17 protein-coding genes and 1 pseudogene are annotated in these 14,992 nt (G+C 38.6%); 7 read left to right on the forward strand and 11 right to left on the reverse strand.

The window, feature by feature from the left end; translation table 11 throughout:
* Positions 1-9: 9 nt before the first annotated feature.
* The 5 genes from PGX00_RS09575 to ccoN form a co-directional block, all read right to left on the reverse strand.
* A complete protein-coding gene (locus PGX00_RS09575) occupies positions 10-489 on the reverse strand; it encodes a FixH family protein (RefSeq protein WP_272135621.1) in 480 nt (159 codons plus the stop codon).
* Positions 490-580: 91 nt separating this feature from the next.
* Positions 581-1,555 carry a cytochrome-c oxidase, cbb3-type subunit III gene (gene ccoP / locus PGX00_RS09580; RefSeq protein ID WP_272135623.1) on the reverse strand — a complete coding sequence of 325 codons (975 nt, stop codon included), beginning with the start codon at positions 1,553-1,555 and terminating at the stop codon, positions 581-583.
* Positions 1,555-1,731, reverse strand: a complete 177-nt coding sequence (locus PGX00_RS09585; RefSeq protein ID WP_272135625.1) for a cbb3-type cytochrome oxidase subunit 3 — start codon at positions 1,729-1,731, stop codon at positions 1,555-1,557. Before PGX00_RS09585 ends, ccoP begins: the two co-directional genes overlap by 1 nt.
* A 12-nt stretch (positions 1,732-1,743) precedes the next feature.
* Complete coding sequence (gene ccoO / locus PGX00_RS09590; protein WP_272135628.1) at positions 1,744-2,364, reverse strand: cytochrome-c oxidase, cbb3-type subunit II; 621 nt, start codon at positions 2,362-2,364, stop codon at positions 1,744-1,746.
* A gap of 12 nt (positions 2,365-2,376) precedes the next feature.
* Positions 2,377-3,804, reverse strand: a complete 1,428-nt coding sequence (ccoN, locus tag PGX00_RS09595; protein WP_272135630.1) for a cytochrome-c oxidase, cbb3-type subunit I — start codon at positions 3,802-3,804, stop codon at positions 2,377-2,379.
* 248 nt (positions 3,805-4,052) lie between these two features.
* Between ccoN and PGX00_RS09600 the strand changes: the two genes are divergently transcribed.
* From PGX00_RS09600 to PGX00_RS09610, 3 genes are all read left to right on the forward strand, one after another.
* A complete protein-coding gene (locus tag PGX00_RS09600) occupies positions 4,053-4,424 on the forward strand; it encodes a hypothetical protein (RefSeq protein WP_272135632.1) in 372 nt (123 codons plus the stop codon).
* 155 nt (positions 4,425-4,579) lie between these two features.
* Positions 4,580-4,915 (forward strand): PBPRA1643 family SWIM/SEC-C metal-binding motif protein, encoded by a 336-nt coding sequence (locus PGX00_RS09605; protein WP_272135635.1) that lies wholly within the window; start codon positions 4,580-4,582, stop codon positions 4,913-4,915.
* Between the two features lie 125 nt (positions 4,916-5,040).
* Complete coding sequence (locus PGX00_RS09610; RefSeq protein ID WP_272135637.1) at positions 5,041-5,382, forward strand: hypothetical protein; 342 nt, start codon at positions 5,041-5,043, stop codon at positions 5,380-5,382.
* 38 nt (positions 5,383-5,420) lie between these two features.
* Here PGX00_RS09610 and PGX00_RS09615 read toward each other — a convergent pair whose 3' ends face one another.
* Positions 5,421-6,176, reverse strand: coding sequence for a substrate-binding periplasmic protein (locus PGX00_RS09615; RefSeq protein WP_272135639.1), 756 nt, complete (start codon positions 6,174-6,176; stop codon positions 5,421-5,423).
* Positions 6,177-6,531: 355 nt separating this feature from the next.
* Here PGX00_RS09615 and PGX00_RS09620 point away from each other — a divergent pair, with 355 nt between their 5' ends.
* Both PGX00_RS09620 and PGX00_RS09625 read left to right on the forward strand, forming a co-directional pair.
* Positions 6,532-8,508, forward strand: a complete 1,977-nt coding sequence (locus PGX00_RS09620) for a methyl-accepting chemotaxis protein (RefSeq protein WP_272135641.1) — start codon at positions 6,532-6,534, stop codon at positions 8,506-8,508.
* Positions 8,509-8,764: 256 nt separating this feature from the next.
* Entirely contained in the window at positions 8,765-9,877 is a 1,113-nt protein-coding gene (locus tag PGX00_RS09625; RefSeq protein ID WP_272135643.1) for an NADH:flavin oxidoreductase, read from the forward strand.
* A gap of 559 nt (positions 9,878-10,436) precedes the next feature.
* Here the strand turns inward: PGX00_RS09625 and PGX00_RS22905 are convergent.
* From PGX00_RS22905 to matP, 4 genes are all read right to left on the reverse strand, one after another.
* Positions 10,437-10,697, reverse strand: a complete 261-nt coding sequence (locus tag PGX00_RS22905) for a hypothetical protein (RefSeq protein WP_407702350.1) — start codon at positions 10,695-10,697, stop codon at positions 10,437-10,439.
* 128 nt (positions 10,698-10,825) lie between these two features.
* Positions 10,826-11,245 carry a substrate-binding periplasmic protein gene (locus tag PGX00_RS22805; protein ID WP_323131690.1) on the reverse strand — a complete coding sequence of 140 codons (420 nt, stop codon included), beginning with the start codon at positions 11,243-11,245 and terminating at the stop codon, positions 10,826-10,828.
* A gap of 175 nt (positions 11,246-11,420) precedes the next feature.
* Positions 11,421-11,729, reverse strand: a complete 309-nt coding sequence (locus PGX00_RS09635) for a DUF3634 family protein (protein WP_272135646.1) — start codon at positions 11,727-11,729, stop codon at positions 11,421-11,423.
* A 14-nt stretch (positions 11,730-11,743) separates the two neighbouring features.
* A complete protein-coding gene (gene matP / locus PGX00_RS09640; RefSeq protein WP_272135648.1) occupies positions 11,744-12,193 on the reverse strand; it encodes a macrodomain Ter protein MatP in 450 nt (149 codons plus the stop codon).
* Between the two features lie 164 nt (positions 12,194-12,357).
* Here matP and PGX00_RS09645 point away from each other — a divergent pair.
* Positions 12,358-14,015: pseudogene (locus PGX00_RS09645) on the forward strand (AAA family ATPase).
* Positions 14,016-14,080: 65 nt separating this feature from the next.
* Entirely contained in the window at positions 14,081-14,599 is a 519-nt protein-coding gene (gene fabA / locus PGX00_RS09650; RefSeq protein ID WP_272135651.1) for a bifunctional 3-hydroxydecanoyl-ACP dehydratase/trans-2-decenoyl-ACP isomerase, read from the forward strand.
* Between the two features lie 123 nt (positions 14,600-14,722).
* Here fabA and rmf read toward each other — a convergent pair whose 3' ends face one another.
* Positions 14,723-14,896, reverse strand: coding sequence for a ribosome modulation factor (rmf, locus tag PGX00_RS09655; RefSeq protein ID WP_272135653.1), 174 nt, complete (start codon positions 14,894-14,896; stop codon positions 14,723-14,725).
* Between the last annotated feature and the right edge of the window lie 96 nt (positions 14,897-14,992).

Raw genomic sequence — 14,992 nt, forward strand, 5'->3', positions numbered from 1 at the left:
TCTCAGTTGTTAGTTAGCAAGAAGGACTGGACTAGCAGCAGGGAAGGATATTTTCCCTTGTAATAACCATTCTTGTGTATGTGGTTGTACTTCTATAAACCATGGGCCGCTAAGTTCACGATCTAAGTTGATTCGGTAATACCCATAGGCATCGGAGCTGGCAACTTTTTGGAAATCTCTGTCTGCAAGCGTTCTATGAGTGAATATTACGGTGAGCGCTGGATAGACCTCAAGTTCACCTTTATCAAATTTTATAGTAACCATATCCGAGTTGGATGAGACGCTAGCAGATAGACCAATAGAGCTAGCTTGTTTAATTTTAGAAAGGTCTATATTTATTCCTTTGCCTTTTTTGTAATAGTCTTCGGCAACGAGAGAAACTGAGTTCTGGGAGGCAATGATTAGGGTTGTAATGCCGGCTATCACTACACATAAAGGCAATGTAATTAGAAACCACGGCCAGAATTGTTTATACCAAGGTTTTATCATGTGAATCTCAATGGGCAATGTCTGTAAGACAGAAAGAGGTTATTATAAAAAAGAATAGCCCCAAAAGCAGGGGCTATATCTTAGAAGTGGATTATTTATCCGTGTTGCTTAAGCTCCAAACATAAGAGGCGACAAGTTGTACTTTCTCTTCTCCTAGTATGTCTTTCCAAGCTGGCATAACACCTTGACGGCCATTGGCTACTGTTGCAGTTACTTCTGCTCGAGAATCACCAAATAACCAGTCATTATCAGTTAAGTCAGGTGCACCTAATGCAGGATTACCCTTACCGTCAGTCCCGTGACAAGCTGCACAAACAACAAAGCGTTGTTTACCAGCAGCGGCCTCACGTGCATTGACTTTACGACCAGCAAGCCCCAACGTATAAGTGACGACTTCTTTAACGCCTTGTTCACCTAATGCATCTCCCCAAGCTGGCATAGCACCAATTCGACCATTCATGATAGTCGTTAGGATAGCTTCAGGTTCACCGCCATACAGCCAAGCTTTATCCGTTAGGTTAGGGAATCCAATTTGTCCCCTTGCATCTGAACCATGACATTGAGAACAGTTTTGTAGGAACAAACGTTGACCAACTTTAAGCGCTTCAGAATCTGTCGCTATTTCAGGGATAGAACGTAATTCACCATTTGAGTTATAGGCAAGTTTGTTGAAAGCTTCACCATAGAATGTATTTGCTTCGTCCAATGCTCTAGCATATTCATCTAGTGTTTGGTTCGCATGTGCTTGCGCAATATGCGCACGAGACTCTTCTATGTTTTTCACCTCTTGATTAGAACTAGTCCAACCAAGAAGGCCTTTAAAGCTACCCAAACCTGGGAATAATGCCAAATAAATAATGGTAAAAATGAACGTGCCAATAAATAGAAAGCTCCACCATTTTGGTAGTGGGTTGTTTAGCTCTCTAATACCGTCATACTCGTGATCCATCTCGGCGCCTTCTTCGACACCAGTGTTGTTCTTTAAGGCCCAAGCCAAAATCACAGCGCAAAAAACTAACGTGACTACTGTGAGAATGATAATCCACGCACTCCAAAATGACGTCATTATTTGCTTACTCCTTTATTATTTTTGGTTGTCGTCGTTTGTTCATCAGCAAACACCAAGTTTGCATCCTCTTCAAAGCGAGCTTTACGATTTTTACCGAAAGCCCACCAAACGACCCCAAAAAAGCTAACAAATAGCACAACGGTCCAGATGGAATGGAAAGTAGCTATACTCATATGCATTCCTCCTTATTTCATCGCGTGGCCGAGAGATTGAAGATAGGCAATAAGCGCATCCATCTCGGTTTTACCAACGACTTCAGATTTAGCGTTTGCAATTTGGTCATCAGTATATGGCACACCAAATTGATCGCGGAACAAGGTTAGCTTAGCTTGAATTAACTCGCCATCTAACACGTTTTCAGCTAACCAAGGAAACCCTGGCATGTTGGATTCTGGCACCAAAGCTCTTGGATCCAACAAATGCACTCGGTGCCATTCATCAGAATAACGTCCACCTACACGAGCCAAATCTGGTCCAGTACGCTTAGAGCCCCACAAGAAAGGATGTTCCCAAACACTTTCGCCAGCAACAGAGTAGTGACCGTAGCGTTCTGTCTCTGAGCGGAATGGACGAATCATTTGGCTATGGCAAACGCTACAACCTTCTCGGATGTAGAGGTCACGACCTTCCATTTGCAGTGCTGTATAGGGCTTTAGATTATCCACAGGTTCGTTAACTTGCTTTTGAAAAAACAGTGGCACAATTTCCACTAAAGCACCGAAGCTGATCGCTATTATAATTAAAATCGCTAGCAAACCGACGTTCCGTTCGACTAGATCATGGCGATTATTTGAGTTTGAACTCATTAATCAATCTCCTTATGCCGGTTGCTCGATAGCTTTTAAACTATCTTCAGGTGCAGTAATGGTTTTATAAGCGTTATAAGCTAGCAAGAACATACCTGATAGGAAAATAAAGCCACCAATGAAACGTACTGTATAGAACGGATAAGATGCCTGTACTGACTCAACGAAACTATACGTTAACGTACCGTCTGCGTTGACTGCACGCCACATTAAGCCTTGCATTACGCCTGAAATCCACATAGCAACAATATAAAGTACAGTACCTATGGTAGCTAACCAGAAATGAACGTTGATTAAGCTAACAGAATACATTCTTTCTTGACCAAATAGTTTTGGTATCAAGTGATAGACAGCACCGATAGACACCATCGCTACCCAACCGAGCGCACCAGAGTGTACGTGACCGACTGTCCAATCTGTGTAGTGGGATAGGGCGTTAACCGTCTTAATGGCCATCATTGGGCCTTCAAACGTTGACATGCCATAGAATGAAAGAGAGACAACCATGAAACGTAAAATAGGGTCATAACGCAATTTATGCCATGCACCTGATAGCGTCATAATACCGTTGATCATACCACCCCAAGAAGGAGCAAATAGAACCAGCGACATCACCATTCCAAGAGATTGAGTCCAGTCAGGTAATGCTGTGTAGTGTAAATGGTGTGGACCAGCCCAAATGTACAAAGACACTAAAGCCCAGAAGTGAACAATAGATAAACGATATGAATAAACCGGACGTCCAGCTTGCTTAGGTACAAAGTAATACATCATTCCTAAGAAACCAGCGGTTAGTAGAAAACCTACTGCGTTATGACCATACCACCACTGTATCATCGCATCTGTCGCTCCAGAATATAATGAGTAAGATTTACCCATCGATACTGGGATAGCTAAACTATTAACAATATGCAAAACGGCGACAGTTAAAATAAACGCACCGAAAAACCAGTTAGCAACGTATATATGCGATGTCTTTCGTTTGACCAAAGTGCCAAAAAACACGATAGCGTAAGCGACCCAAACGACAGCAATCAGGATATCGATTGGCCATTCAAGTTCCGCATATTCTTTACTAGTTGTATACCCAAGAGGGAGTGTGATGGCAGCGAGTAATATAACAGTTTGCCATCCCCAGAAAGTGAAGGGTACGAGAATTCCGCCAAACAAACGTGTTTGGCATGTACGTTGAACTACATAATATGAAGTTGCAAACAAGGCGCTGGTACCAAACGCAAAAATTACAGCGTTAGTATGTAGCGGGCGTAAACGACTGTAGGTTAACCACGGCGTATCAAAGTTTAGCTGTGGCCAAACTAACTGAGCAGCAATCAACACACCGACAGACATACCGACGATTCCCCATAGTATGGTAACTAGGGTGAATTGACGTACGACTGTATAGTTATAGTTGTGCTCAAGTTGTTGTACTTGGCTCATTATATTTCTTCCAATTTTAAAGTGACTATTTGCTTTTTATCGACTTTGTGTCGTAATACATTCCTAAAAGTGATGAAAAAACCCGCAATCTATCTTACTGTTCTATCAAAACACTGTTTGGAATGGATTTTTCACACGACATGATAATGTAATTAACATTTTAATGACAACGATTTAACCTGCAATTTTCACATTGCAAGATCATTTATTACTAAAAGTTTGAAGCTTGTTACATGAGAATATAAAAAATGGCGGCAGAAAAGTTAACAAAAGGGCGTTTAGCTCAAATTTTATTCATGATGACTATACTCATCAGTGCGTTTACTTGGCGTAGTCTAACCCACTCAAATAATGACGTTTTATGTCATCTTGAACAAGACTGCACCGTGAAAATAGAGGCAATGGAAATCACACTATATTGGCAAGAGGAAGCTAAAGCCTTTCGAATTACGATGATGCCTAATGAGGATGAATTAACCTTAGAATTGTTAAATTCTGACGCGAAACTGTATGCAAATGAAGGTGACTGGTTATTTAGAATCGAATCTTTACCTGCTCGAATAAAACTATCAAAATCCGACCAAAATCAAAAAATAGTGGGCTATATCAACTTCCGCTAATAAAGCGTCGTTTTGATACTTTTATGCTAATAGCATGGCCTGAAAAAGCGCCATTACATTGGTTAACGTTATTAAGTGACAGGATAACGTAAACTTATTTCGCTTATCCTTGATTTAGTTGTTAAGATGCCGCTTTTTAACCTGTAAGGTACATTATGTCTAAGTTTTTCTATCGCGGTACACCCGATATTATGTCTAACTACGGTAAAGATGGTTACAACACAAATGCTTCGCTAAAACCCGGCACAGAAAATTCACCGTTGTCACTAATCGTAAACAATGAGCAGCGTAAAAATGAACTACAAGATCTCGTTCACCAGCATGGGCTATTTGCTGTAATTAAAGTTAACGGCGATGTAGATGAAGATATTAAACAGTTAGACACCGTTCTAAACAAACCAAAGCCTCAACGTGTTGAAAAAACACCAGAACGAAATGACCCTTGTTCGTGCGGAAGTAATAAAAAATACAAAAAATGTTGCGGTAGATAATTTCGATAGAAAAAAGAAATATTTGTTTACAACTTTGATACCGTTCTGACAGAACACTTACACCCTGTTATACGTAAAAGAGTATTATTTTCCCCAACGTTATACTTTAACTGGGGGGTTAGTGTATGTATAAACGTATTGATAACAGTAAATATCAGGAAGATGTCAGTAATATTCTTCACTCGGTAGGTATGGACAAAATGGCAGCTCAAGAGTTAACCTTTTGTTATCCAGAGTATTTTGATTCGATGAGTAGCCTAAAATATCAGCTACCTAGTCAAGTTTTTCGACTTATATCAGCGTTGGTTTTTTTAGAGCACCTTCTAACAAAGTGCTTCAAGCCGCATTATTCGATATACCACTACATTGAAAGCATTAACGCCAAGCTTCTCAGCGTAACGAGTGTTTATGTAAAAAAAGAGCGCGTTAAGGAATGTTATCTTGAAGCGAGTTATCTCGTGAATTAGTGCTTAGTTTAAACGTATATCGTTTGTCGCCTTTACAATTAAGGGCTACGAACGATATTCAAGGAATCGGACCATGATTTTAGCAACAGCCTGTATTCATCGGTTTCTTTAAATGACTTAATAGCCGCAGCCACTTTGTTTACTGTACCAGAATTTGTTAAAGAATTAGTTGCAAGGTAGTAAGGAATTCGCCGACCTTCATTAAAAGAGAATACTTTTACTAATTCATTTTCTTTATTATCGCTACCAAATTTATTGGCGGTGTAATATGCAACGTTATCGTCAGTAGGCCAGATATCTATTCGATCAAATTTAAGCTTTTTAAAGTTTCGGATGTAGGCTTCTTCTCCGCCAATACGCGCCATGTTTTTTAACGATACGCCGTTTTCTATATACAACTCTTCGACTGCACTTGATAGTGTCGTTCCAACGATATAGTTTTCGAAATCTTTAATATTCCTGATGATTATTTCTGTCTGATTACTTTTTATAAATGCAGATAGTGACGATGAAACCAGTGGAGCTACCCAAACAAATTGATTTTCCCTACGTGGGACTCTTTGAATCGAAAAAATAAACGCATTAGGTGTGTTATTTACAAATTCTATCGCTCTAGCCCAAGGGGTAGTTTCGATAGTGTAATCAATATGGGCTCGATCTAACGCTTCTCGAACAATATCGGCAGATACACCTTTAAGCTCACGGTTTTCTACATAGTTGTATGGGGGGTAATTTTCAGTAAATATACGTAACGATTCGCATTGAGCGAATCTGGAGCAAGAAAGAAACAGCATAATAAAAAAACAACGGAATGCCAGTGTGAACATATTTATTTTAACAATGCGATTGGTTATTTGTATCAATATAGCAAATATCAAAAGAAAAACTTTGTTCTATGTTAAGTCCTTATTTCCGGCGCCCTATAAAAAGATAGAGAAATTCGCTCCTTTCAATACTATCGAAAACATTCCTTCGGTGTAACATCATAAAAACTTTATTTGTATGATGAATGTTGCCTTGATCACGTTTCAAGGGTGTATTTGCAATTAAAACTCATTTTACTCTTTACCCTGTCGCTATACTAATTATTAACAATTTTGATACCCCGCGTTCATTAATTTTCGAGTCTAACTAATTATGCATTTATCTGTGATTAAACGAATTCTAATTGGCTTCATTGTTCTTTTTATGTTGATTGTTACAACGGCTTTAATTGGCCAAAGTAATATAAAGGGGCTTGAAGCTCACTTAAACGAGACCGTCGATCAACTCGCACCTATGGCAGAGAAATCAAATAGATTGTCTGGTCTTGTTCTTAATATTTCTCGGCTTGTTAGTTTACATAGTGCTTCTTTGGATAATGAAAATAGAAGCAATTTACATCAAAAAACAATGCAACTTTTTGATACCTATAACCAAACAACATTATCACTAAATGAAAATATTAAAGGTTATCACGATATTGAACAGGTGTTGGCAAAAGTAAGTATTGCATCCGAGCTATTGATTCAAGCGGCTAATGAACAATTTCAAATTCGGGAACAATGGATAGAATCAGACCTTTTACAAAAAGAAAAAGTAGATAACTTCGTAAATGAATGGGAGTTTTTCTCTGATGACAGTAAAATGTTTATCGATTCGGTCAGTCCTGACATCGGTTGGTTAGCTGAAGGCTTACAAAATGATGGCAATTTACTAGGCCGGTCACTCGAAAAAGCTTTCTTTGCAAAATCACAAGATCAACAAGCTGGTTATCTTGCAGAAGTAGAAATTCATCATCAATCTATGACCTCAAAACGAGAGCAAATTACGTCAATCATTTCAGAAAGCGACTTCCCACTAGATGGGTATTACGAATTGATCGTTAACGCGTTTGAACCTAAAGGATTATTCGACACATTATCAACCAGTATCTCTCTACTAGAGAAACAAAATGAGCAATTATCGATAATAAATCAGCGAACAGATGATGTACTTTTGTTATTAGACGAAGCCAGCTCACTAGTAGGAATGAAAATAGCTAGCGCAAAAGCAGTCGCCCAAGAAAGTAGTCAAGAAGCGTCACTACAAATGGTATTAGTCTTGACGATTTCTATTTTCATTTCAGTCCTTGTAGTATGGAGTGTTATAAGAAGCATCAATGGACCATTAAAACGTACACTCACACATTTAAAGAGATTAGTTGGTGGAGACTTCTCTAAAAACATTGATGTGAAATCTGATGATGAATTTGGGCAATTAGCCCAACAAATCAACGCATTAACCGTTCAGCTAAATTCAATCATAGGTGAGGTAGTCAACAATGCTATGCAGTTGGCAACAGGATCTGATGTTGGTTTGTCTTCTAGCGAAAATACTCGTTCTTTAATAAAGGATCAAAAATCTCAAATTGATTCGGTCGCTAATTCGGTTGAAGAAATGGAAATCGGCATTCAGGAAGTATCTGTACTTGCTAATCGCACGAGAGACGAAATAGTAGGGATGTCGGCTTTAGTCAGCTCTGGGCGTGCCGATGTTAAAATCACCCACGATATTGTGTTATCACTTCAACATGCAATGAAAGACTCTGTTGCAAAGGGAATACAATTAAAACAACAGTCTGATGATATAGGCTCTATTCTAGATGTAATAAAAGGAATAGCTGAGCAAACTAAATTACTGGCACTTAATGCTGCTATAGAAGCGGCACGTGCCGGAGATCAGGGACGAGGATTTGCTGTAGTGGCAGACGAGGTCGGTGCATTAGCTAGTAGTACACAAGATTCAACAATTAAAATCCGCGAAGTCATTCACATGTTACAAGCGGCCTCAGATGAAACAGTGACTATTTTGACTAAAGGCGAGGGGATGGCTTCGACTTGCTTTACTCAGACTGAAAAAAACGAGCAACAACTAAGGCAAATTGATGAAGTCTTAGGTCAGATACAAGACAGTAGCCAGCAGATAGCAAATACAGCGCAAGATAAACTACAAGTAGCGGCTTTAGTTAACTCAAGCATGCACAATATCGTAGATCTAGGCGAAGCAACCAGTAATGAAGCATTAAAAAATCAACAAGCAAGCCAAAAATTAAAAGAACAATCAGATCAACAAAAAGTGAAAGTTTCAGAATTCAAATTGGCTTAATTAACATCTCTAACATCTCTAACATCTCTAACATATCGACAATCATACCTTATTGATTTTCACATTGTTTCTAAAGAACATGTGAAAATCAATTTCTAAAATTAGAATAGGGTTCCTGCATTTAAGCTCTGCTTTGGGAACATCCCACTACTATAAAGTTAATCTAGATTAAGAATTACTATCAATATTGGCTGTATTATCACGGCTCATTTGTCACGCCTACAATAAGCCAAACTAACAATATAGAGGATAAGACTTGAGCAATTTGTTTACACAAAGCCGCATAGGTACATTGGAACTAAAAAATCGCTTCATGAGAAGTGCTACCTGGGAAAATATGGCCACAGAAGAAGGCCATATGACGGACAAGCTCTATGCTATTTATGAAGAGCTAGCCAAAGGTGAAGTCGGGCTTATTGTAACTGGCTATGCAAATATCGTTGAAGAAGAAAAACCCAATGCTGGTATGATGGGAATGTACAACGATTCTTTTATCGAAGAGTACGTAAAACTAACCGACTTAGTTCATGACAACGACTCTAAGATTGTTATGCAGCTTGCTTATGGCGGAACTAAAACCACATATAATGTTGGTGAAAGAACCATTTTTTCCCCTAGTGACGTTCCAGAAATAGGAACACAAACTCAAGGCAAAGCGATGACTAAGTCTGAGATAGACTACATCGTTAATGCCTTTGCTAAGGCAACGCTTAGAGCAAAAAATTCCGGTTTTGATGGTGTAGAGATCCACGCAGCCCACACCTATCTCATTAATCAATTTTTAAGTCCATATTACAATCGACGCGAAGATGAATATGGTGGTAATTTAGAAAACCGTATGAGATTTTTACTCGAAATCTACCGAGAGTGCCGTAAATTAGTAGGAGATGAATTTCCGATTTTTGTAAAACTTACGGCAACGGAGTTTTTCGAAGGAGGTTTAACTTTTGATGAAACTCGTAAAATTTGTATGGCTTTAGAACAGGTTGGAGTAGACGCAATAATCATTTCTGGCAACATTCATGGTAAAGCCAGTGCTATGATCGGCCAGTCTTTCGATGGCTATACTATCCAAGAAGAAGGCTATTTTCATGAGTACGGCAACGCGATTAGCCAGGAAGTTAATGTACCTGTAATAACGGTTGGTGGATTGACTTGTATTGATGCTATTAAAGCTATTTCTAACAATACAAATATAGAATATTTTGCACTTTCGAGACCATTGCTGTCAGAGCCCAACTTAATTAAGCGTTGGAGAAGAGGGGATAAGTCACCCGTTTTATGTGAACGTTGCTCCAAGTGCCGTACAAAACGCGGTAATTTCTGTGTGGTCAATAAGGACAGGAAAATAAAACTATCGAAGATGTAACGCCACTTTTACCCTTGTCGTGATGAATAAGCCTGCGAGTCTTAACGTACATAAGAAGGGGACCGTTAACATGCCCCCTTTGGTATTCCCTATATTAATCGACACTTGGTTTCTTGTGCGTTATAACCAAAGCAGAAGTTAAACTGATCGCAATGGCAACACAAATCCATGTACCATAGAAATTTATTGGATTATTCATTCCAACCAATGTAGTGGTAATCCAAAACCCAACTGTTATTCCGGTAAGGTGTCCTCTTAAATTCTTTTTAAAATTCTCTAGCATATCTGTATTTCCTAATTAACTATTCAGTAAACTAATATTAGTATTACATGACTAGGTAGATAGTGTAAGCAGCGAACGCTTTCGAATGTTGTTTTTCATATGATTTGGAGAATAAAATGACAAGTAGACAGTTCAGTGACTACAGTTCATTTAACATAATGTACGTAATACGCACTTATATAGTAATTAAAATATGGTATTAAAAAGTTTTAAGTTGTTCTATGTGACATCTTAGATTTTCTGAAGCTCGTACACACTTTCTTGCATGTACTACCTCTAGTTGTAACGTTTAAACACGTTGTCGATAAAGCCATCAAGTTTCATTTCAGTCATAGCGTTATTAAAATCGTCAACGTATCGATCCGTAACACTTTCTTTGTTAAACAAGATATATGTTGGCCATGTGAGTACTATTAGGTCATTTGTTTTATCAATTGAATTTTTAACAATGTCGATTCTATCTTCAAGCCCATTCTTTTTAATGTAATGCATTACCGGCAGATAATCTCCAACAAATAAATCAATTCGATCGCTCAAGAGCATATCTACACTCTGTTGTGTTGATTTTGAAAAAGTCACCCGAGAAAATTTATTTTGGTCAATCGCATTTCTGAAATTACCGCTGCCATACAAATAGCCTAGTCGAACAGCTATTGAATGATTTTTCACGTTGTCAAAGTTCGAATTAACGTTAATGCTTGAACTTCTTTTTTGAACAGTACGTATTCTTGTAAAATGAGGATATTCTCGACATATTTTCCCCATTGTTGGCGTTCTTCATTTTTTCCTGCATTGAAAAGAACGTCATTATGTCCAGATTTTACCGTGTAAACAGCTCTCTTCCATGGTAAAAAATCAAACTCGATATCATAGGTTTTCGTTCTGAGTGCGGCCTCTTTGATTATGTCTATAGCTATACCACGAGCCACTCCATTTTCGGTATATTCATAGGGAGGATATTCTAATGTAGCCGCAACCAAAATTTTGTTTTCAGCGAAAGAGTTAGAAGTGGTAAATAGAGCGATAAGCGCCAGCCATTTAAAACTATAATTAGGTGCTAAACCGTATTTTGGTAAACAAAACATTGAATGATTCCCTTTAATCCTTGGGATTATTAATACAGTATTGGCGCTATTAACGAAGTCGTCAATAGCTATTCTATTGAGAAGAATGGAATAAAAATATGAAATGCAATCAATACTTACTTATCACCGAGGGCCTTTTCTACACATATGGCTAGGCCTGCCAATCAAAGATTAACTAGGCTTTCTTTTTACCATGCGACTTAAACCCTTGATGAGGAAATACGTTCCTAATTCGTTGTTGAATTTTGTTGGGAATGCCTTTTGAAAATTTCAATTTAGCGCCAGCTCGTGTCATATAAACTTTTACTGTGCCACTAAACGGATTTTTGTGTGCTATTTCTTTGCAGCTATGACCAAATGCTGGCGGTAAATTGCCTTTGTGTTTTATAAGTTCACCATCTTTAAATTCGAGCTTCAATTTAGGCCTGTCAACACCGACTAACCAAAAAATAAGCAAAGCACCAATTAAAACAACATACAACATACTCGTCCCCTTAGTTAGTCACCAAGCAACTTGCTTAGATCTTCTTTTAAACTGCTAACCGTTCTACTCGCTTTCTCTGTGCGTGACGCTTCGCTAAGCAAATATTCAATAGCATCTGACAATGTACATCCGAGTTCATTTGCTCTACCAGAAAGCTTTTCCCATACGCGATAGTCTAGATCAATAGACTTTTTCTTAGTATGCACCTGCTCAGCATTAAAATGTCTCTTTCTTTTCGCTCGAATTGCTTGCTTAAGTTTGTTTTCTAATTCAAAAGACATGTGGTGATCTATCCAATCCAGAACTAGAATAGGTTCATGCTCAATATCCCTTAGCATCTGGACAGCCCTATCCACTTCACTTGTGTCAATATGCCTTGTGATTTGCGTACCATCTTTCCATTTGTTACTCAAATATTGCCATTTCCAGCCGCATTCAAGATTTTCAAGTTGTTGGTATTTCATGAGTATTATCCAGATCCCTTAGTGGTTACAGCGTAACCCATAACCCCCTATAGTGACAAGCCTCTAAGGTATTTTTAGCTTAAAAACTGTTAACTAGGATTATAACTATTAGGCGCAACGCTTTTTATATATAATCAACGCCCTTTTCACCATATTAAGTCGAAATGAATCAAGAAGACTGGCGCTCCGTCACACCACAGTTTGATGAGTATGAAAATATTGTCCAAGAATTTTCATCTTTGTCCCCCTATCCTTTTTTGACCTTCAGCCTAGGTTAAGAGCCGCAATGCTTCGATTCGAACAATTGCGAAACTGGACTAAAGTTCTACTGATAAATTCACCGGATAATGCGATCTATCGTAATGCCATTTTAGATGCTATACGCGATGAACACTTAGTCCCTGATGAACGTGTTGTTATTAAAGCAGAAACACTTGAGATGCGAGCAATACTTGGCGAATACAAAGCTAAAAATGGTCTTGTTGATTCGCTTTCACAAGGACTATTAAAAAAAGCTGACGGTGGATATCTTGTTGTTTCAGCAAATTTGATAATGGCTAACCCTTCGGCTTGGATGGTTTTGAAATCAGCTTTATTAGGAGAATATGTTTCTCCGGTAAGTGTTGATCCTAAGCATATTGCCATGGAGCCACCTGCTCATCAGGTTGATGTAAAACTGATAGTCATTGGTGATCGGGAACAGATGTGTGAATTAGACTATTTTGACTCAGATATACAGTCTGGATTCTGTATGTTCAGCGAAGTTGAATTGGAATTCAAACTTTCTCAGGAATCACTACCAGCTTATTTATCTTATCTGAAAGGGCTTATAGGAAAGTTTGGAACACCGATGTTAGATGGGTCAGCTATACGTCGTTTGTTAACAGCAGGGACAAGGGAATGCGAAGATCAACATGCTATCCCATTGTGTCTTCAATGGCATAACTCATTACTAAGTGAAGCTGCTATTTACTCTGTTAATCGTGATATATCGGAGGCTGACTTAGATAAAGCGATTGATGATAAATACTATCGAGAATCTTACCTACCTAAACGTGCATTAGACGATATCTTAGAAGGCCAAGTAATTATCGAGACAAGTGGTGAGCAAGTTGGGCAAGTTAATGGTTTAACGGTTATTGATATACCCGGTCACCCTATTTCCTATGGTGAGCCTGCTCGGATATCTTGTGTCATCCATTTTGGTGACGGTGATATCGCAGATGTAGAACGTAAGGCTGAACTAGGAGGCAATCTACACGCTAAGGGCATGATGATTATGCAAGCGTTGGTTAGTACAGCACTAGATCTTGATGAACCACTACCTTATTCTGCTTCTATTGTATTTGAACAATCCTACTGTGAAGTGGATGGCGACAGTGCATCATTAGCCGAGTTTTGCTCTTTAGTAAGTGCCCTATCAGATACACCAATTAACCAACAGCTCGCTGTTACTGGTGCTGTTGATCAGTTCGGTCGGGTTCAAGCGGTCGGTGGTCTTAACGAAAAAATTGAAGGTTTTTATCGCGTCTGTGAATACCAGGGTTTTACTGGTAATCAAGGTGTAATATTACCCAAATCAAACCTAAAACATCTATCCTTACATAAGGACGTCATTGCCAGCATACGTAACGATCAATTTAACATATGGTCTATAGAGAATGTTGATGAGGCGATAGTATTAATTACAGGGAAACAATTTCGTGGCGAAGATGACGACGCAATCTTGAATAGAATATCAGATCGTATTGCCTATTTTAATCGTCGAGACAACCACGAATCATTGTTACAAAGATTAAAAAGTCGATGGTTAAGCAACTGATCGGACTTGATTAGCTTACACGTGTTCACTAATATGCACGTACCATAATTTGGAGTAGATAAAAAATGCAGAACAGACGTAGCTCATATAATCGCGAAGACCTTTTAGCCTCGAGCCGTGGTGAATTGTTTGGTGAGGGGTACCCACAACTACCTGCGCCGAACATGTTAATGATGGACCGTGTCAATCTAATGACAGAAGACGGCGGTGAATTTGGTAAAGGTTATGTAGAAGCTGAATTAGACATTACTCCTGATCTTTGGTTTTTCGATTGTCACTTTCCAGGTGACCCTGTAATGCCAGGTTGTTTAGGTCTTGATGCTATGTGGCAATTAGTTGGCTTCTTTCTTGGCTGGGTTGGTGGTGAAGGTAAAGGCCGCGCGCTTGGTGTAGGTGAAGTGAAATTTACGGGACAAATATTACCTACCGCTAAAAAAGTTACGTACCAAATCAACATGAAACGTGTCATTAATAGGAAATTAGTGATGGGATTAGCCGATGCCCGTGTTCTCGTTGATGGAAAAGAAATTTATGTAGCGAAAGATCTTAAAGTGGGTCTCTTCAAAGATACATCAAGTTTTTAGGTACAAATATTCAAAGCTACAGCCCTTTGGGGCTGTCTTTTTTACTTTAATGCATTTAGTTATAGTGCGTTATGCATTTTATTATGACCCCAGTTAAGGGGCCATAATAAAATTAATTAGTTGTTATTTGTATAAACCAGAGTTTTTATCATCTCTAGCATCACGCCATCCGCCTAACCAAAACGATTTTGCATCTGTTTGTTGATATGGACACTCTTCCATTGACCTTCCGTTAAGTCCTGCTTTATAACCTTGTGATTGTGCTCTATCAAGGCGGTCACGCTTTTGTCTCTTCATATTGTCAATCCTTATACCTTTAGATGGTTCCTAATGTATTAGTGTTTACATAGAGTTTTTCAACTCCACTACTAATATTGGTTCATTCTTAACCGA

Origin of the sequence: Vibrio algarum (genome assembly GCF_028204155.1) — a bacterium.
GTDB classification, from domain to species: Bacteria; Pseudomonadota; Gammaproteobacteria; order Enterobacterales; family Vibrionaceae; genus Vibrio; species Vibrio algarum.